Raw genomic sequence first — 18,322 nt, forward strand, 5'->3', positions numbered from 1 at the left:
GCAAGCAGCGACATGCCTGTGGTCTGGGAGGACCACAGGCGTCAGCGTACCGGATGCGGGTCGGGCGGGTGTGGGGGTCATGTCGGGATCCGGGGCCGGTAGGTGGCATGGGGGCACGTCAGGGACCAGGCGGGCAGGTGGTATGGAGGAACGTCAGGCCTCCGCTGCCGGGCCCGTCAGAGCCGTGAGTCGGGCCGGTGGGGCATTCACGACGTCGGAACGCGTGTGAAGCGCGCTGCCGTATGGAAGTCCGTCTGGATGCGCGTCGCCGTCGCTGTCAGTTCCGGGAGGAGGTCCGTCACGCACTCCCTGGGGGTGCGGCGGCTGGCGTGCAGCGCTGTGTTCAGGGCCGCCACCACCCGGCCCGACCGGTCGCGGATCGGGACCGCGATCGAGCGGAGGCCCTCTTCCAGCTCCTCGTCCACCAGGGCGTAGCCCTGCGAGCGGACCGAGGCCAGGACCCCTTCATCACCAGGGTTCGGGTTCGTGCCGGCGGCCGCGTCCGCCAGCAGGACCCGGCCCAGTGCCGTCGGGTACGCCGGCAGGCGCGTGCCCACCGTGATGTTCACGCTCATCACCCGGGCCGTGGTCACCCGGGCCGTGTACTGGATCTCCTCACCGGAGTCCGACAGCACCGCCAGCGACGTCGACTCGTGGATGCGGGACGTCAGGTCCGCCAGGTGGGGCTGGGCGATCTCGGGGAGAGAAGTGCGGGACAGGGGCGGGAAGCCGAGGGAGAGGACCCGGGGGGTCAGTGTGAAGGTGCGGCCGGCCGGAGCCACCAGGCCCAGGTGTTCGTAGGTGATCAGGGCCCGGCGGGCCGTCGCCCGGGCCAGGCCCGTCGCCCGGGCCACCTCCGTCAGGGTCAGCTCCTGCCTGCCCTCGCCGAAGGCCGTGAGGACGGTCAGTCCCCGGGCCAGGGATTCGATGAACCCGCGCCCCAGCTGCTGCTTGGACGCGCCCGTCCAGAGCGCCAGGTCCGAGGGGGGCGGGCCGGGCTCGGGGGGCGGGGTGTGGCGGAGTTCGCGTTCCATCGCCTCGACCGTGGAGCGCAGCCTCGGGAGGAGGGTCGTCCGCAGGTGGTGCGCGGTGTGGCGGCTCGTGTGGCTGACCACGCTCGCCACACTCGCGATCCGGCCGTCCACATTCGCGATCCGGCCGTCCGCTCCCGGGATGCGGCCGTCCGCACTCGTGATCCGGCCGTCCGCTCTCGGGGCGCGGACCGGCACCGAGATCGCCACCAGTCCCGGCTCGATCAACTGGTCGTCCAGGGACCAGCCGTTGGCGGACGCCTCTTCCGTGCGGCGGGCGAAGGTGTCGTCGTCCCGCGCGCCCGGTTCCTGCGTCCGTGGTGGTACGGCCGTGAACGACAGGTCCCTCGGGTCCGCCACCCTGCGGTCCCGCCAGCGCTGCCAGTCCGCGGCCGTCCACTCCGCCGCGAACAGCGGGCCCGGAGCGGTGCGTTCGGCCGGGAGCAGGTCGCCGATGCGGAAGCTGAGGGACATCGCGCGACGGCGGGTCGCCTGGTGGATGAAGCGGATGCCGTCCTGGTCGGCGACCGCGAGGGAGACCGACTCGTCCAGTTCGTCTGCCAGGGCGTCCGCGTGCGGGGAGAGCAGAGCGGGGAGGCGCAGGGCCGACAGGTAGGCGTTGCCCAGTTCCATCAGGCGGGGGGACAGGTGGACGTCCCGGCCGTCGAAGCGGACGTAGCCCATGCGGGCGAGGGTGGCCGTGATGCGGTCGACCGTGGAGCGGGCGAGGCCGGTTGCGCGTTCCAGACCGCTCAGGCTCAGCGTGCCGTTCGCCTCCGTCAGTTCCCGCAGCACCGCGATGCCGCGGATGAGGGGAGCGACCGCCTCGGCGGGGACGCTCCCACCGGTGAGGGCAGCAGTCCTGGCGGTGGTGGCGGTGGTGGCGGTGGTGGCGGTGGTGGCGGTAGTGGTCCCCTCCGCCGGCGGCCCCTTCTCGTCGGCCGTCGGGGCGGACCCCTCCGGAGTCGTCTCGGGCATGGGCTTCGCTGGCATCGGTTCTCCGGTACGGCGGTCGCTACGGCCGCGACGACCGCGACGGTCGCGGCAGGCCCACCGTAATGCGGAGACGGTGGTCCGGGGTCCGCGGTCCGGATCCGTAGCCGGGCCTGAGGCCGGGGTCCGAGGGCCGGGAGCTGGGCGTGAACCTGGCGCCCGCCCCTGTACGTCGGCCACGCTTCCTGCCCCCTCGTCACCCACCCGCCCCTGTACGTCGCGCGTGCTTCCTACCCCCTCGTCACCCGCACCCGGTACCCCCCGCCCGCACCGGCCCCCGCCGCTCCCGCCCCCACCCCCGTCACCTCGATCGTGATCCCCCTCCCCACGTCACGGAACGTCTCCCCGGGCGTGAACGGCGCGTCCGACAGTTCCGCGTGGACGTTCGGCGCGCGGGTGCAGCCGCCGCTGTCGCGGCGGGAGTCGACGACGGTGACCGGGCCCATGCCCGTGTCCACCTCCGCGTCGACCTGGTAGATCAGGACGCCCGGGCGGCACACCGCCTCGTCGTTGCCGGCGCGGGTGCGCAGTTCGACGGCGTAGCCGGTTCTGCCGTCCAGGGGGACGAAGACCAGCTTGGAGCCGCCGGTGAGGGCCAGGGGCGTCAGGGTGTACTCCGTGGTGCCGGGGGACGCCGCGCAGTGGACCTGGGCGGCGTCGAGCCAGCCCAGCTTCCATTTGTGCCAGCCGAGGAAGTCGTTGTTGGCCCCCCAGTCCTCGCTCATGATGTCCCAGTGGCCGACCGCGCCCCCGCCCTCCGCGGTGTACAGGTCGGGCAGGCCGAAGACATGGCCGTTCTCGTGAGGGAGGACGCGGTAGCCGGTGCGGCCGTAGGAGCCGGAGCCGTCGTCCTGGCGGGAGTAGACGAAGGAAGCGTTGGCCACGGGTATGCCGTCGGCCCTGGGTGCCTCCGGGTTGCCCGCGAAGGTGACGGACAGGACCGTGTCCAGGGCGGAGGGGCCGGCGTTCGGAGTGACCAGGACGTTCAGCAGGTCGTACGCGCGGAAGTCCACCTTCGGGTCGGCCGTGGCGACCAGGTCCTCGACCAGGGCGCGGTAGCCGGGCTCGAACGGAGCCCCCCGCTCTATACCGTAATCGCGGAACGACTTCGGCATCCGCAGCCATCCCGGGACCGGGGTCTCGGGGCGGTAGTCGAGGCGGCCGTAGGAGCTGGTGCGGAACCAGTCCCGGGTCTGCGGGAAGAACTCGTGGAAGCGGTCCAGGGCCTTGCCCTCGCCGGGGGCGTCGGAGAAGTCGATCATGAGGGTGAGGGCGCGGACGGTGCCGGTGGAGCGGGTGTAGCCGGCGGAGGTGGGGATGCCCTCGGACATCTGGACCTCGCGGGCGCCGCGGATCATGCAGGGGCCGTGTGCGGAGGTGTGGGACAGGGTGATGGGCCCTGCTCCCGCCGTGCCGGCGCCCGGGGCGAGTCGGCCCGTGCCCGCCGAGGTGCTGACCGTGAAGGTCAGGGCGGTCACGCAGGCCAGGGCGGCCAGACGGCGCCTGGGTATCCGGTGGCCGGTCGCGCAGCCCGGCCCCGTGCCGTCCGTACGGGGGCGCCGGGGCCGCGGCTGCCTGCAAGGGACCTGCAAGGGACCTCCCGCGCGACGGCAGCCGCCGGTCTCCGGCTGCACCCTTGCGATCACCCTGCGTCGCGGGGTGGGGGGACGCGCGCTGGAAGAGACCGATCGTGGGTTTCCCGTCGGTAAGGGACGAAGGTGCTTGTGAGGCAGGTCACAAACAATTTCCGCTGGAGCGGGAAATACCGGGGACCCACTCCCCGTTTAGCCATGTGTCCGACCGAAACGGGGATGCAGTCCCCGGATCGCCTCACTCACCAGGAGTATGCCGTGCAGACCGCAACCCCCGAAGCGCGCAAGGCGCCCCGGCCCCGCGCCGACGCCCTGCGCAACCGGGAGCGGATCGTCACCGCCGCCCGGGAGATGTTCGTCGAGCACGGCCCCGAGGTGCCGCTCGACGAGATCGCCCGCCGGGCCGGCGTCGGCAACGCCACGGTGTACCGCAACTTCCCGGACCGTGATGCGCTCGTCCGCGAGGTCGTCTGCTCCGTCATGAACCGTACGGCCGCGGCCGCGGAGGCCGCGCTCACCGAGACCGGCGACGCGTTCGAGGCGCTGGAGCGCTTCGTGCACGCCGCCGCCGACGAGCGGATCAGCGCGCTGTGCCCGATGGTCTCCAGCACGTTCGACAAGCACCACCCGGATCTGGAGGCCGCGCGTGAACGGGTCGAACGGCTGGTCGCCGAGGTCATGGACCGAGCCAGGGAGGCCGGGCAGCTCCGGTCCGACGTGGACGTCGGAGACGTCATGATCACCGTCGCCCAGCTCAGCCGGCCCCCGGCCGGCACGGACTGTTTCCGGGCCGACCGCTTCGTCCACCGCCATCTTCAGCTGTTCCTGGACGGGCTGCGGGCTCCCGCCCGCTCCGTCCTCCCGGGCACGGCCGTGACCCTGGAAGACCTGCGCCGGCCCTGACCCGTCCGTCCAGTCCGATGCGTCCAGTCCGATGCCTCAGTCCATGCCTCCCGTCCGATGCCCCAGTCCATGCCTCCAGTCCGATGCCTCGTCCGATCGCTTCCGTTCGATCACTCCGTCCGATGAGTTTCAGGCCGCCCCACCGGTCTGAACCCTGAACGACAGTCCCAGCGGCCGTCCCCACACGAGCCGTGCCTTTCGTCACCCTTTTCCGTCACGAAGTCCCGAAGTGGGTATCCCCATGTCTGAAACAGCCTCGAAGAGCCTCGGCGCACCGGCCGGAGAGCCGGACGCCGGCCGCTGGAAAGCGCTCGTCTTCATCGCGCTCGCCCAGCTGATGGTCGTCCTGGACGCCACCATCGTGAACATCGCCCTGCCCTCCGCCCAGCAGGACCTGGGCATCTCCGACGGCAACCGGCAGTGGGTCGTCACGGCCTACGCGCTCGCCTTCGGCGGTCTGCTCTTGTTCGGCGGCCGGATAGCGGACCTGTGGGGCCGCAAGAAGGCCTTCGTCGTCGGTCTGGGCGGTTTCGCCGCGGCCTCCGCGCTCGGCGGCGCGGCCACCAACGAGGCGATGATGTTCGGCGCCCGCGCCCTCCAGGGCGTCTTCGGAGCCCTGCTCGCGCCCGCCGCGCTCTCCCTGCTGGCCGTGATGTTCACGGACGCCAAGGAGCGTGCCAAGGCGTTCGGCATCTACGGCGCGATCGCCGGTGGTGGCGGTGCGGTCGGTCTGATCCTCGGCGGTTTCCTCACCGAGTACCTGGACTGGCGCTGGACGTTCTTCGTGAACATCCCGTTCGCCGTCGTCGCCGCGGCCGGTGCGTACTTCGTCATCCGTGAGCCGGAGGGCGGCCGCAACCGCTCGCCGCTCGACCTTCCCGGTGTGGTCCTGTCCACCCTCGGCCTGGTCGCCCTGGTCTACGGCTTCACCCGCGCCGAGTCCGACGGCTGGAGCGACTCCGTCACCGTCGGCATGTTCGTCGCCTCGGCCGTGCTGCTCGCGACCTTCGTGCTCGTCGAGTCCAAGGTCAAGGCCCCGCTGCTGCCGCTGCGGGTGATCACCGAGCGCAACCGCGGCGGGATCTACCTCTCCCTCGGTCTCGCGATCATCGCGATGTTCGGCCTGTTCCTCTTCCTCACCTACTACCTGCAGATCGTGAAGGGCTACTCGCCGGTCAAGACCGGGTTCGCGTTCCTGCCGATGATCGTGGGCATGATCACCGGTTCCACCCAGATCGGCACCCGCCTGATGACCCGGGTCGCGCCGCGCCTGCTGATGGGCCCGGGCTTCCTGGTCGCCGCGCTGGGCATGCTGCTGCTGACCCAGCTGGAGATCGGCTCCTCGTACGCCGCTCTGCTGCTGCCGGCGATGCTGCTGCTCGGTCTCGGCATGGGTACGGCGTTCATGCCGGCCATGTCGCTGGCCACCCAGGGCGTCGAGCCGCGGGACTCCGGTGTCGCCTCCGCGATGGTCAACACCTCGCAGCAGGTGGGCGGCGCGATCGGTACGGCCCTGCTGAACACCATCGCCGCCTCGGCGACGACGGCGTACGTCGCCGACCACATCGCCGGCGCGACCAGCCGGTCCCAGCAGCAGCTGGTCCAGCTGGAGGCCATGGTGCAGGGCTACACCAGTGCCATCTGGTTCGCCGTCGGCATCCTCGTGGTGGCCGCCGCGATCGCCCTGACCTTCGTCAACGCCGGCCGCCCGGGCGGTACGACGGCGGCGTCCTCCGATGAGGGCGCGGCGGACGAGGTGCAGATTCCGGTCGTCGCCCACTGACGCCCGCGCACCGCACCCCTTCGGGCCATCCGTAGGCGCGGGGAAGGGGACGCCTCGCACCGACGGAATCCAGGACCTGCCCGGTTCCCGCGTCAGCGGAGCCAGGGCAGGTCCGCACCCGCTTCGGCCGGCTGAAGTCCCTCGGCGACGATCCGCATGATCTCGCCGAGGGACTTCTGCTGTTGTGGGGTCAGCCGGTCGAAGACCGCCTGGCGTACGGCCTCCACATGGCCCGGCGCGGTCTGCCGCAGCACGTCGTATCCCTCGTCCGTGAGGACGGCGAACTGGCCCCGCTTGTCGTCGGGGCAGTCCTCCCGGTGCACCCAGCCGTTCTTCTCCAGACGCGCGATGGCGTGCGAGAGCCGGGACCGGGTGATCTTCGCCAGCATCGCGAGCTCGGTCATCCGCAGCCGTCGCCGCGGCGCCTCTGCCAGCTTGACCAGAAGGCCGTAGTAGACGTGCGGCATGCCCGCGTCGCGCTGCAGCTGACGGTCGAGATGGTCGTCGAGGAGGGTGACGCCCTCCATGAAGGAACGCCAGACGTGCTGCTCCTCGTCGGTGAGCCAGCGCGGTTCCTGGGGCGCCTGGGCTGAGCCCGGTGTCGATGCGGGTGCCTTCATGCGTTCCACTTTACGCGGCTCCTCCTTGAACTTTAAACAAATGGTCCGTACAGTTTTGTAGGGAACCACGTTTTGGAAGGAGCCGCAGCATGTCCGCCGTCACCCAGGAGCGCATGCCCGCTCTGTACCTCAGCCATGGCGCCCCGCCCCTGGCGGACGACCCTGTCTGGCCCGGTGAACTGGCCGCCTGGTCCGCCGGACTGCCGCGCCCCAAGGCCGTCCTGATCGTCTCCGCCCACTGGGAGGAGGCCCCGCTAGCCCTCGGCGCCACCGAGACCGTCCCGCTCGTCTACGACTTCTGGGGCTTCCCGGAGCACTACTACCGGGTGAAGTACGACGCCCCCGGCGCACCGGAGCTCGCAGAGTCCGTACGCAAGCTGCTGCGCGCCCCCGGCATCCCTGTCCAGGACGTCCCCGACCGCGGTCTCGACCACGGCGCGTACGTCCCGCTGGTCGAGATGTACCCGGAGGCCGACCTCCCGGTCCTCCAGGTGTCCATGCCGACGCTCGACCCGGTACGGCTCATGGAGATCGGCCGCAAGCTCGCCCCCCTGCGGGACGAGGGCGTGCTCATCGTCGGCTCCGGCTTCTTCACCCACAACCTGGCCGCACTGCGGCAGGGCGGCACCCCCGCCTGGTCGGCCGAGTTCGACGACTGGGGCCGACGGGCGCTGGAGGCACGTGATGTGGACGCCCTGCTCGACTTCACCCGCAAGTCCCCCGCCGGGCAGCTGGCCCACCCGCGCACCGAGCACTTCGCCCCGCTCTTCGTGACGATGGGCGCGGCCGACGCGGCCGGTGAGCTGGACGCGCAGAAGTCGGTGATCGACGGGTTCTGGATGGGCCTGGCGAAGCGGTCGGTGCAGTTCGGCTGAAACGGGCCCGGTGGGCGTGCCCGCGAGGGTGTTCCTGCGAACGGGCCCAGGTGGGCCTGCCCGAGGGCGCTGCCCGGCAGGACCTCGCTCCTGCGAACGGACCCCGGCAGGACCTCGCTCCTGCGAACGGACCCCGGCGAGCCTGCCCGCGAGGGTGCTCCTACAGCGGCTTCTCGTACCAGGCCACGTCCCAGTACCGGCCGAACTTGCGGCCCACCTCCCGGTACGTCCCGACGTGCCGGAAGCCGAAGCGCTCGTGCAGCCGGGCCGACGCCTCGTTCGGCAGCGCGATGCCCGCGTAGGCGCGGTGCAGATCCTCGCCCGACAGCGCCTCGAAGAGGGCCGTGTAGAGGAGCGTGCCGACGCCGCGCCGGCCGGCGCCCGGGGCCACGTACGCGGTCGTCTCCACCGAGGTGGCATAGGCGGGCTTCATTCGGAAAGGGCTGGATGTGGCGTAGCCCAGGATCTCCCGTGTGTCGGGCTCCGTGGCAACCATGAGGCGGTGCGGCCCGTCTTCAGGGTGGGAGAGCAGCCAAGGGCGGCGCTCCTCCGGAGTGAAGATCGCGGTATCGAATGTGATCGGCGTCTCATGTACATAGTGGTTGTAGAGGGCGGTGAGGGCTTCGAGGTCACCCTCGACCCCCGGCCTGACCTGCACCTCTGTACGTTCCGACCGCACCGCGCCTCCCCGTGTGGGCCAGACAGGGTACTGCATGATCAGAAAAATCGGGGGCCGGGTTGGGAATTCTGTCCTGATTCCAGTCGTTGTTTCCATCGGATGCAGGGCACCCGAGGAGAGTCCGGAGAGTCCCGGAAGACGGAGTCCAGCGTCCGAAGGACCACCCGCTGACCTCACCATCGCAAGGGAGCTCGCATGGCAACCCGTGCCGTCGCCCGTCGTCAGTCCGCCACCGGCGAGACGGCCGACGCGGCAAGCAGTGTTCGCACCCATGGCGGCGAGATCGCCGACCGCGACCTGGTCGGCATGTACCTCGACGAGATCGCGCGCACACCGCTGCTCGACGCCGCCAAGGAGGTCGAGCTGTCGCAGATCATCGAAGCGGGTGTGTTCGCACAGCAGATCCTCGACGGCCAGGAGGAGAACAAGGCCGGGGCCTCACCCGAGGAACTGCAGGCCCTGGTCGACGCGAGCGAGCGGGCCAAGGACGTCTTCATCCGCTCCAACCTGCGCCTGGTCGTCGCGGTCGCCCGCCGCTACCCCCGCAGCGGGCTGCCGCTGCTGGACCTGATCCAGGAGGGCAACGCCGGCCTGGTGCGCGCGGTCGAGAAGTTCGACTACCGCAAGGGCTTCAAGTTCTCCACGTACGCCACGTGGTGGATCCGCCAGGCCATCACCCGGTCGATAGCCGACCAGTCCCGTACGATCCGCCTGCCCGTCCACCTCGTGGAGGAGCTCGGCCGGATCCGCCGTGTGCAGCGCGAGTTCAACCGCGAGCACGGCCGGGACCCGGAGCCCGCGGAGATCGCGGCCGAGCTCGGCTCGAACCCGGAGCGCGTCACCGACGTCCTGGACTGGGCCCGTGACCCGGTCTCGCTGAACATGTCCGTGGACGACGAGGGCGAGACCCAGTTCGGCGACCTCCTGGAGGACACCTCGGCGGTGTCGCCCGAGCAGTCGGTCCTCACCCTGCTGCGCAGCGAGGAGCTCGACGACCTGATCGGCCGGCTCGACCAGCGCACGGCCTCCATCATCAAGATGCGCTACGGCATCGAGGACGGCCGGGAGCGCACGCTGACCGAGGTCGGCAAGGAGCACGGCCTGACCCGTGAGCGCATCCGCCAGATCGAGAAGCACGCGCTGCTTGAGCTGAAGAAGCTGGCCCGCAGCACCGGGTTCGACGCGGCGGCGTGACGCCTCGGTCCGCGCGGCGGGGCAACACCCCTTCGCCGGGCGGCCGGACCGGTGAACACGGTGTGCGTCCGGGCGTACGACCCGTCCCCACGGCCAGTTGGTGACGGACCGTGTGCGCCCGGAGGGCACCGCGTACGCCGGGTGGCGAAAGACCGCGCAAACATGGCGATGTAACGCCGCTTCAACCCGCGGACTCAGGGAACAAGACTTCTGGGTCCACCAGTTCGACCCGGGGTCACACCCCCTGACCCCCGAAAGCCACGTCCCGTCGCACTCCCCCCGGCGCCGGGACATTCCCCGAGGCCGGGCTTCGGCGTCCTTCCCCCCGGACGTCGGAGCCCGGCTCTCTTGCTGGGGGGCGGGGCACCCCGTACCTGAACCACGGGGTGGCCCGCCAGATGGCAGATTGTGTCACATGGGCATAGCCTGCCGGGCGTGAGCAGCACCACCCCGACCCCGCCTTCGCCCTCGCTGACCGAGCGGCGGAAGGCCGAGACGCGTATGGAGATCGCCCGGGCGGCGGCCGGTCTCTTCGTGCGGCACGGCCTGCGTGCCACTCGCGCGGAGGACATCGCCCAGGCCGCGGGCATCGCCCCGCGCACCTTCTACCGGTACTTCGCCACCAAGGAGGAGGCCGTCGCCCCGCTCTACGCGGCCGGCTCCCAGCGCTGGGTGGAGGCGGTGCGCGCCGCCCCCGCCGACGCCGGGGTCCTCCGGGCCCTGGAGCATGGGGTGCGCCACACCCTCACCCCGGGCGTCGGCGTCTCGGCGTCGTCCTGGGAGTGGGTCCGCACGCTCCTGCGCCTGGCAGAGGCGACCCCGTCCCTGCGCAGGGTGTGGGCGGAGGTGTGCCAGGCGTCCGAGCGGCTGCTGGGGGAGGTGCTGGCGCAACGGGTGACACGTGCAGGCGGGCCAGGGGTGCCCGCAGTGGCTGGTGTGCCCGCAGTGGCCGGGGCGCCCGGCCGAGACACCGACGCCCAGAGTGAGGGCGGCGACAACGTTGCCGCCACCGGCGAACCACCCGCGATCACCCCTGAGCTGCGCTTCGCCGCCGCCGTGGCGAGCGCCGCCGTCCGTGCCGCGCTGGAGGCTTGGGCCGCGGGCGACGAGCCCGTCGAGGGTCCGGGCGGGCCGGCGGAGCTCGCCCTGCGCAATTTCAGGGCCTTGCGGGACTTCCCGTGGGGGCCGTGAGGCGAGGGTCCGGGCGGGCCGGCGGAGGTCGCCCTGCGTATTCTCAGGGCCTTGCGGGACTTCCCGTGGGGGCCGTGAGGCGAGGGTCCGGGCGGGCCGGCGGAGGTCGCCCTGCGTATTCTCAGGGCCTTGCGGGACTTCCGTGGGGGCCGTGACGCGACGGCTCACACTCCGCCCGCGTCCCGCCCGCCGGCCGCCCTGCTCAACCGCGCCCCCAACTCCCTGACCGCGGCGACGAGTTCTGCAGGCTCGTGCACCACGAAGTCGCACTCCAGCATCGCCAGCCGGAACGCCACCCACTGCACCGCGTCCCCGGCGGACCCCCGCAGCCGGCAGCTGCCGTCGTCCAACGGCTCGGGCGTGCCCAGCCAGTGGGGTACCCGGGTGGCGACGAAGTCGGCCGGTGCGGCGAACGTGACCTCGAAGTCGTAGGACTGCTGCTGCCGTTGCATCGAGCGCCGCAGGTACTCGGCCGCGCTCCCCGTCGGCAGTTCGCGCGGTGCGAACCGGGCCCCGGTGGCGAACGGCTCGCTGACCCGGTCGACGCGGAAGGTGCGCCAGTCGTCCCGGTCGATGTCGTACGCGACGAGGTACCAGCGGCGTCCCGTCGACACCAGCCGGTACGGCTCCGTCAGGCGCCGCGATTCGGTGCCGTCAGCGGCCCGGTAGGCGAACCGCAGCCGCTCGTGGCCGGCCACCGTCGAGGCCATGACGGTCAGCGTCTCGGGCGCGATGCTCGGACCGTCCCCGCTGGTCAGTGGTGTGGTCGCGGCCTGGAGGGTGGTCACGCGGTGGCGCAGCCGGCCCGGCAGGACCTGCTCCAGCTTGGCCAGCGCCCGCACCGAGGCCTCGTCCAGGCCCTCCACCGCGTGTCCCGCCCCGGCGCGCAGCCCGACCGCGATGGCCACGGCCTCCTCGTCGTCGAGCACGAGCGGCGGCATGGCCTTGCCGGCGACCAGACGGTAGCCGCCGTCGGCGCCCATGGTCGCCTGCACGGGGTAGCCCAGTTCGCGCAGCCGGTCGATGTCCCGCCGGACGGTGCGGCGGGAGACCCCGAGTCGCTCGGAGAGCTCGCCGCCGGGCCATTCGCGGGGCGTCTGGAGGAGGGACAGGAGCGTCAGCAGCCGGGCCGGAGTGTCCGTCGTCATACCGAAGAGGATGCCGCACCAGTAGGACACGTCCTGACCTACTGGGGGTCTAACTTCGCACCATGAACTCCACCGACACCACCCTCGGCACGGCGGGCGGCGGGACCGACCGCCGGCGCTGGTTCGCCCTCGCGATCGTGATGACCGCGGCCTTCATGGACCTCGTCGACGTGACGATCGTCAACATCGCCATCCCCTCGATCCAGCGGGAGGCGGGCGCGTCCTTCAGCCAGATCCAGTGGATCACCGCCGGTTACGCCCTCGCCTTCGCCGCCGGGCTGATCACCGGCGGGCGGCTCGGTGACATCCACGGCCGCAAGCGGGTCTTCCTCGTCGGCATCGGCGGGTTCACGGTCGCCTCCGCGCTCTGCGGTCTCGCGGTGAACCCGGAGATGCTGGTCGCCTCGCGGTTCCTGCAGGGCGGCATGGCGGCACTGATGGTGCCGCAGGTGCTGTCGATCGTGCACGCGACCTTCCCGGCGCACGAGCGGGGCAAGGTGTTCGGGCTGTTCGGCGCGGTCGTCGGTCTCGGGGCCGTGTCCGGTCCGCTGCTGGGCGCGCTGCTGACCGAGTGGAACCTGTTCGGCTGGGAGTGGCGGTCGATCTTCCTGATCAACCTGCCGGTGGGTGTCGCCGGCCTGATCCTCGGCAGCCGCTTCATCAGCGAGTCCAAGGCGCCACGCGCCCTGAAGCTGGACCTGGTGGGTGTCGCGCTCGTGACGCTGGGCCTGCTGATGCTGCTCTACCCGCTCATTCGCGGCCGTGAGCTGGGCTGGCCGGTGTGGGGGTACGTCTCGATGGCCGGGTCGCTCGTCGTCCTCGCGGTGCTGGTGGTGTACGAGAGGCGCAAGACCGCGCGGGACGGTTCCCCGCTGGTCGAGCTGTCGCTGTTCAAGGTCAAGAGCTTCGCGGCCGGGATCGCCGTGCAGACCGTCTTCGGTGTGGCGCTCGGCGTGTTCTTCCTGGTGTGGACGCTGTACATGCAGTTCGGGCTGGGCTGGAGCCCGCTGAAGGCCGGGCTGACCGGAGTGCCGTTCTCGATCGCCGTGTCGGTGGCGGCAGGGATGTCGGTGCAGAAGCTGGTCCCGCGCTTCGGGCGCAAGGTGCTCCAGGCGGGCGCGCTGGTGATGGCGGCCGGAGTGCTGCTCTACATGTGGGAGGCCGGGCACTACGGTCTCGCCATAGCGCCCTGGCAGATGGCCCTCCCGCTCGTCGTGATGGGCGTGGGCATGGGGCTGATCGTCGCTCCGCTGACCGACGCGATCCTCTCGGAGGTGCCGCGCGAGCACGCCGGTTCGGCGTCGGGGCTGCTCAACACCGTGCAGCAGATGGGGAACGCGCTGGGGCTCGGCCTGGTGTCGGTGGTGTTCTTCGGCACGATCTCCGAGCACCTGCGGCCGGAGCAGACCGGACCGGCCTACGCGGACGCCTTCCAGAACGCGCTCGGCTGGGTCGCCGCGGTGATGGGCGTCATCTTCCTGCTGATGTTCGCGTTGCCGAAGCGCCCCGCGCAGCACGTGGAGGGCGAACAGGTGCCGGTGGGGGAGAAGGAACCTGCTCGCGGCCCCGCGTTGGTCTGACCGCGGGAAACGGGCCCGGCACCTCGGTGCCGGGCCCGTTCGCGTTCCCGTTCGCGTTCCCGCCCACGGTGCTGCCCCCGAGTCCGCCCACGGTGCTGCTCCAGATGTCCACCCGCAATGCTGCTCCCGTTTCTGCTCATGCCCGATTGGGTCCGAACCTGTTTACTTTGCGGAAAACTCGGCGTAGCCTCCCGCTGAAACCACACGTTCGGGCATGAGGCGGAGGCGAACGGACATGTACGCACCGGAGCGGCAGCAGGAGATCCTCCGGCTCGCCCGTGACGGCGGCCGAGTGGATGTCGTGTCGCTGGCCGAGGAGTTCCAGGTGACCGCGGAGACGATCCGCCGGGACCTGAAGGCCCTCGACCGCGCGGGTCTCGTCCGCCGGGTGCACGGCGGGGCCATCCCGGCCGGGCGCCTCGACTTCGAGCCGGACCTCGCCGAGCGCGAGACGACCGCCGCCGACGAGAAGGACGGCATCGCCAAGGCGGCCCTCGCGGAACTGCCCGGTGCGGGCACGGTCATCCTCGACGCCGGGACGACGGTGGCCCGGATGGCCGCCGCCCTCCCGCTGGAGGCCTCCCTCACCGTCGTCACGCACAGCCTCCCCATCGCCGCCCGCCTCGCCGACCACCCCGGCATCCAGCTCCACCTCATCGGAGGGCGCGTACGGCACCGTACGCGCGCCGCCGTGGACGCCTGGGCGCTCAGGGCGTACGGCGAGATCCGCGCTGACGTGCTGTTCGTGGCCGCCAACGGCTTCTCCGCCGAACACGGTCTGACCACCCCCGACCTCGCCGAGGCCGCGGTCAAGCGCGCGGCCGTGGCCGCCGCCCGCCGTGTGGTGCTGCTCGCCGACTCCTCCAAGCACGGCCAGGAGCACTTCGCCCGCTTCGGCGACCTGAGCGATGTGGACCTGCTGATCACCGACAGCGGGCTGAGCCCCGAAGACGCCGTCGCGATCGAGCGCGGCGGCACGGAAGTAGTGCGCGCATGATCCTCACCGTCACCCCCAATCCGTCCCTGGACCGCACCTACGAGGTGCCGTCCCTCGACCGCGGCGAGGTCATCCGCGCCACCGGAGAGCGGATGGACCCGGGCGGCAAGGGCGTGAACGTCTCGCGCGCCGTCGCCGCGGCGGGGCAGCGCACGGTGGCGGTCCTGCCCCTGGGCGGCGCCCCGGGCGCCCTCGTCGCCGACCTGCTCGACCAGCAGGGCATCGAGGTCGCGCCCGTCCCGGTCGCCGGAGCCACCCGCTCCAACATCGCCCTCGCCGAGTCCGACGGCGTCCTGACGAAGATCAACGCGCCCGGCCCCGAACTCTCCGGCGCCGAGCGGGAACTGCTCCTGGAGACCGTGCGCCGGCAGTCCCGCGACGCCTCCTGGATCGCCTGCTGCGGCAGCCTGCCGCGCGGACTCGCCCCCTCCTGGTACGCCGAGCTGGTCGCCCGTGCCCACGCCGCCGGTGCGCGGATCGCCCTGGACACCTCCGGGCCCGCGTTGCTCGCCGCCCTGCGTGAGCGGCCGGACGTGGTCAAGCCCAACGCCGAGGAGCTCGCGGAAGCCGTCGGTCGCCCCCTGAGCACGGTCGGCGACGCCGTCAAGGCCGCCGAGGAACTGCGCGAGATGGGCGCCCGGGCCGTCCTCGCGAGCCTCGGCGCCGACGGGCAGCTGCTCGTCTCCCACGAGGGCGCCTGGTTCGGCAGCGCCCGGGTGGCCGCGGTCCGCAGCAACGTGGGCGCCGGCGACTCCTCCCTCGCCGGCTTCCTGATCGCCGGCGGCAACGGCCCCGAGGCCCTCGCCTCCGCGGTCGCCCACGGCGCGGCGGCCGTCCAGCTCCCCGGCAGCGTCATGCCGACACCGAGCGACCTGGACCCGGCGGCGGTGACGGTCACGGCCGAGGTCCCGGCGGACCGCGTGCTGAAGGAGCCGGTGTCATGACCTACGACGAGCAGCGCGGACCGAGGCACGAGCGGCGGGCCCCCTCCCCGTTACCCGCGGGCCCCGCGGCCACCCCCGTCACCCCCCACCGCACCCCCGTTCCCCTCCCCGCCCACCCCTCCCACCGGGCGATACGCGTGCTAAGGAGCCCGCGATGAGCGACATGATCACGGCGGACCTGGTCGATCTCGACCTGCCCGCCGACACCAAGGAAGCGGCGGCGCGAGCCCTCGCCGAGCGCATGGTGGCCCTGGGCCGGGTGACCGACCTGGACGGCTTCCTCGCCGACGTGGCCGCCCGCGAGGCCCAGATGCCGACCGGCCTCGACGGCGGCATCGGCATCCCGCACTGCCGCAGCGAGCACGTCACCGAGCCGACGCTCGCCTTCGGCCGCAGCGCCGCCGGCATCGACTTCGGCGCCGCGGACGGCCCCGCCGACCTGATCTTCCTGATCGCCGCGCCGGCCGGTGCGGACGACGCCCATCTGACGATCCTGTCGTCGCTGGCCCGACAGCTGATGAACAGCGAGTTCACCGACGCCCTGCGCGCGGTGGGCGACGCGCCGGCCGCGGCGGCCCTGATCCGCGGCGACGAGCCGGACGCACCCGCACCCGCGGGTTCCGCAGACACCGTGGCGTCGGCGGGAGCGGCCTCTCCCGCCGCCGCCACGGTCACCGACGACACCGCCCCCGCGCAGGAGCGGCCGTTCCGCATCGTCGCCGTCACGTCCTGCCCCACCGGCATCGCCCACACCTACATGGCGGCCGAGTCCCTGGAGAACGCCGGCCGCGAGGCAGGCGTGGAACTCGCCGTCGAACCCCAGGGCTCGGCCGGTTTCACCCGGCTCGACCCGCAGGTCATCGCGGCGGCAGACGCCGTGATCTTCGCCCATGACGTGCCCGTACGGGAGAAGGAGCGGTTCGCCGGCAAGGCCACCGTCGACGTCGGTGTGAAGGCGGGCATCAACCGCCCCGCCGAACTCATCGCCGAGGTCCGCGAGAAGGCCGCGCGCGGCGAGGTCACCTCCGGTTCCGCCCCGTCCTCCCCGGTGGACCGCTCCGGCGACTCCAGCGAGGGCTACGGCACCAAGCTGCGCAAGTGGCTGATGTCCGGCGTCAGTTACATGGTGCCGTTCGTCGCCGCGGGCGGTCTGCTGATCGCCCTCGGGTTCGCGATCGGCGGCTACAAGGTCGACAAGGCCCCGTCGGTGATGGACCACTTCATGTGGATGCAGACCGACAGCTGGGCGGCCCTGTTCTTCCAGATCGGCGGTGTCGCCTTCGGCTTCCTCGTCCCGGTCCTGGCCGGCTACATCGCCTACGGCATGGCCGACCGGCCCGGCATCGTCCCCGGCTTCGTCGGCGGCATGATCGCGTTCAACATCAACGCCGGCTTCCTCGGCGGCCTGGCGGCCGGTCTGATCGCCGGCGGCGTGGTGATGGCGATCCAGAAGGTGAACGTCCCGGCGGCGCTGCGCGGCATCATGCCCGTGGTGGTGATCCCGCTGATCTCCTCGGCGGTCGTCGGGTTCCTCATGTTCGTCGTCATCGGCAAGCCCATCGCCGAGGCCCGGAAGGGCATGACCGACTGGCTGAACGGTCTGTCCGGCAGCAACGCGATCCTGCTCGGCACCCTCCTCGGCCTGATGATGTGCTGCGACCTCGGCGGCCCCGTCAACAAGGTCGCCTACACCTTCGCCACGGCCGGTATCGCGGTGGCCAGCCCCAGCGACTCGGCGATGAAGATCATGGCTGCGGTGATGGCGGCAGGCATGGTCCCGCCGCTGGCCATGGCTCTGGCCACGACCGTGCGCGGCAAGCTCTTCACCCAGACCGAACGCGAGAACGGCAAGGCCGCCTGGGTGCTCGGCGCCTCCTTCATCTCAGAAGGCGCGATCCCGTTCGCCGCTGCCGACCCGCTGCGCGTCATCCCGGCCTCCATGGCCGGCGGCGCGGTCACCGGCGCCTTGTCGATGGCCTTCGGCGCCACTCTGCGCGCCCCGCACGGCGGCATCTTCGTGGTCCCGCTGATCGGCAACGCGTTCCTCTACCTGATCGCCATCGCCGCCGGCGTCTGCGTCACGACGGCCCTGGTGATCGTCCTCAAGGGCCTGCGCAAGCCGGTCGAGGGTGCCGCAGCGGCCTCCGGCGAGGGCGGCGCGGCCCGGGCGGCGGAGACGAAGCAGCCCGTCGCGGCGTGAAGCGACTGAAGGTTCGCCCCTTTCGAGGCGTGTGAACCGTTCATGCCGCCTGCGAGATAGATCACGAAAATCACGGCCCGGGACAATGGTCCCGGGCCGTGGTGTCTACTGGAGCGCATGCCCGAGCACCTCTCCCGATGGCCCGAAGGCCACTCGCTCCCCGCCCTCCCGCAACAGCGGCAGACGGGCCCCCGGTCGGAGTCCGTGGAACTGACCACCGAGGAGAGAGCCGCCTTCGCCGATCTGGTGCGCCAACTCGGCGACAGAGACGTCTAGTAGGACTCCGTTAGGTTGCTCTGGCTCTTGAGTTTGGGCTGGTGGTGGATGCTCTGGGCAGGGGGGCGGTGGCAGGTGGCGCAGGTGCCGGTCCAGCAGTTCAGCAGGTCTTGGATGGTGTCGAGGATCTGGTAGAGGGTGAGTTCGCTGTATCGGCTTTTGGGGCCAGGCGCTGTTCGGTGAGGAATGCGTGGGCGGCGGTGACCAGGGTGACGTGGTGGTGCCAGCCGGTCCAGGAGCGGCCCTCGAAGTGGTCCAGGCCGAGGCCGTGTTTGAGTTCGCGGTAGTCGTGCTCGATGCGCCAGCGGATCTTGGC

At 71.7% G+C, this 18,322-nt stretch carries 15 protein-coding genes and 1 pseudogene; 10 read left to right on the forward strand and 6 right to left on the reverse strand.

The window, feature by feature from the left end; genetic code table 11:
• Nucleotides 1-206 precede the first annotated feature (206 nt).
• Together ACFY9S_RS17240 and ACFY9S_RS17245 are read right to left on the reverse strand one after the other, a co-directional pair.
• Nucleotides 207-2,024 (reverse strand): IclR family transcriptional regulator C-terminal domain-containing protein, encoded by a 1,818-nt coding sequence (locus tag ACFY9S_RS17240; protein ID WP_391128731.1) that lies wholly within the window; start codon nucleotides 2,022-2,024, stop codon nucleotides 207-209.
• Between the two features lie 230 nt (nucleotides 2,025-2,254).
• Nucleotides 2,255-3,502, reverse strand: a complete 1,248-nt coding sequence (locus tag ACFY9S_RS17245) for a M6 family metalloprotease domain-containing protein (RefSeq protein ID WP_391128734.1) — start codon at nucleotides 3,500-3,502, stop codon at nucleotides 2,255-2,257.
• 372 nt (nucleotides 3,503-3,874) lie between these two features.
• On the opposite strand from ACFY9S_RS17245, the gene ACFY9S_RS17250 reads away from it, so the two are divergent.
• Nucleotides 3,875-4,519 (forward strand): TetR family transcriptional regulator, encoded by a 645-nt coding sequence (locus ACFY9S_RS17250; RefSeq protein ID WP_391128737.1) that lies wholly within the window; start codon nucleotides 3,875-3,877, stop codon nucleotides 4,517-4,519.
• 241 nt (nucleotides 4,520-4,760) lie between these two features.
• Nucleotides 4,761-6,302, forward strand: coding sequence for a DHA2 family efflux MFS transporter permease subunit (locus tag ACFY9S_RS17255; RefSeq protein ID WP_391128740.1), 1,542 nt, complete (start codon nucleotides 4,761-4,763; stop codon nucleotides 6,300-6,302).
• A gap of 92 nt (nucleotides 6,303-6,394) precedes the next feature.
• Here ACFY9S_RS17255 and ACFY9S_RS17260 read toward each other — a convergent pair whose 3' ends face one another.
• Nucleotides 6,395-6,922: a MarR family transcriptional regulator gene (locus ACFY9S_RS17260; RefSeq protein ID WP_391128743.1), complete on the reverse strand. Its 528-nt coding sequence runs from the start codon at nucleotides 6,920-6,922 to the stop codon at nucleotides 6,395-6,397.
• 89 nt (nucleotides 6,923-7,011) lie between these two features.
• On the opposite strand from ACFY9S_RS17260, the gene ACFY9S_RS17265 reads away from it, so the two are divergent.
• Nucleotides 7,012-7,797, forward strand: a complete 786-nt coding sequence (locus tag ACFY9S_RS17265) for a dioxygenase (protein ID WP_391128746.1) — start codon at nucleotides 7,012-7,014, stop codon at nucleotides 7,795-7,797.
• 160 nt (nucleotides 7,798-7,957) lie between these two features.
• Here ACFY9S_RS17265 and ACFY9S_RS17270 read toward each other — a convergent pair whose 3' ends face one another.
• Entirely contained in the window at nucleotides 7,958-8,476 is a 519-nt protein-coding gene (locus ACFY9S_RS17270; RefSeq protein ID WP_391128749.1) for a GNAT family N-acetyltransferase, read from the reverse strand.
• Between the two features lie 195 nt (nucleotides 8,477-8,671).
• Here ACFY9S_RS17270 and ACFY9S_RS17275 point away from each other — a divergent pair, with 195 nt between their 5' ends.
• A complete protein-coding gene (locus ACFY9S_RS17275) occupies nucleotides 8,672-9,670 on the forward strand; it encodes an RNA polymerase sigma factor RpoD/SigA (RefSeq protein WP_102911381.1) in 999 nt (332 codons plus the stop codon).
• A 435-nt stretch (nucleotides 9,671-10,105) separates the two neighbouring features.
• Entirely contained in the window at nucleotides 10,106-10,861 is a 756-nt protein-coding gene (locus tag ACFY9S_RS17280; RefSeq protein ID WP_391128753.1) for a TetR family transcriptional regulator, read from the forward strand.
• Nucleotides 10,862-11,025: 164 nt separating this feature from the next.
• On the opposite strand, the gene ACFY9S_RS17285 is transcribed toward ACFY9S_RS17280, so the two are convergent.
• Nucleotides 11,026-12,009, reverse strand: coding sequence for a WYL domain-containing protein (locus ACFY9S_RS17285; RefSeq protein ID WP_391128756.1), 984 nt, complete (start codon nucleotides 12,007-12,009; stop codon nucleotides 11,026-11,028).
• Nucleotides 12,010-12,071: 62 nt separating this feature from the next.
• Between ACFY9S_RS17285 and ACFY9S_RS17290 the strand changes: the two genes are divergently transcribed.
• From ACFY9S_RS17290 to ACFY9S_RS17310, 5 genes are all read left to right on the forward strand, one after another.
• On the forward strand, nucleotides 12,072-13,589 hold the full coding sequence (locus ACFY9S_RS17290; protein ID WP_391128760.1) for a DHA2 family efflux MFS transporter permease subunit: 1,518 nt from the start codon (nucleotides 12,072-12,074) through the stop codon (nucleotides 13,587-13,589).
• Between the two features lie 235 nt (nucleotides 13,590-13,824).
• Nucleotides 13,825-14,586: a DeoR/GlpR family DNA-binding transcription regulator gene (locus ACFY9S_RS17295; RefSeq protein WP_102911384.1), complete on the forward strand. Its 762-nt coding sequence runs from the start codon at nucleotides 13,825-13,827 to the stop codon at nucleotides 14,584-14,586.
• A complete protein-coding gene (pfkB, locus tag ACFY9S_RS17300; protein WP_391128763.1) occupies nucleotides 14,583-15,530 on the forward strand; it encodes a 1-phosphofructokinase in 948 nt (315 codons plus the stop codon). Before ACFY9S_RS17295 ends, pfkB begins: the two co-directional genes overlap by 4 nt.
• Before the next feature lie 154 nt (nucleotides 15,531-15,684).
• Nucleotides 15,685-17,730 carry a fructose-specific PTS transporter subunit EIIC gene (locus tag ACFY9S_RS17305; protein WP_391128766.1) on the forward strand — a complete coding sequence of 682 codons (2,046 nt, stop codon included), beginning with the start codon at nucleotides 15,685-15,687 and terminating at the stop codon, nucleotides 17,728-17,730.
• A gap of 117 nt (nucleotides 17,731-17,847) precedes the next feature.
• Nucleotides 17,848-18,006 (forward strand): hypothetical protein, encoded by a 159-nt coding sequence (locus ACFY9S_RS17310; RefSeq protein ID WP_391128769.1) that lies wholly within the window; start codon nucleotides 17,848-17,850, stop codon nucleotides 18,004-18,006.
• 100 nt (nucleotides 18,007-18,106) lie between these two features.
• Here the strand turns inward: ACFY9S_RS17310 and ACFY9S_RS17315 are convergent.
• A pseudogene (locus ACFY9S_RS17315) lies at nucleotides 18,107-18,322 on the reverse strand (IS701 family transposase); the annotation flags it as partial.

It is taken from the genome of Streptomyces sp. NPDC012474 (assembly GCF_042955185.1).
GTDB classification, from domain to species: domain Bacteria; phylum Actinomycetota; class Actinomycetes; order Streptomycetales; family Streptomycetaceae; genus Streptomyces; species Streptomyces cahuitamycinicus.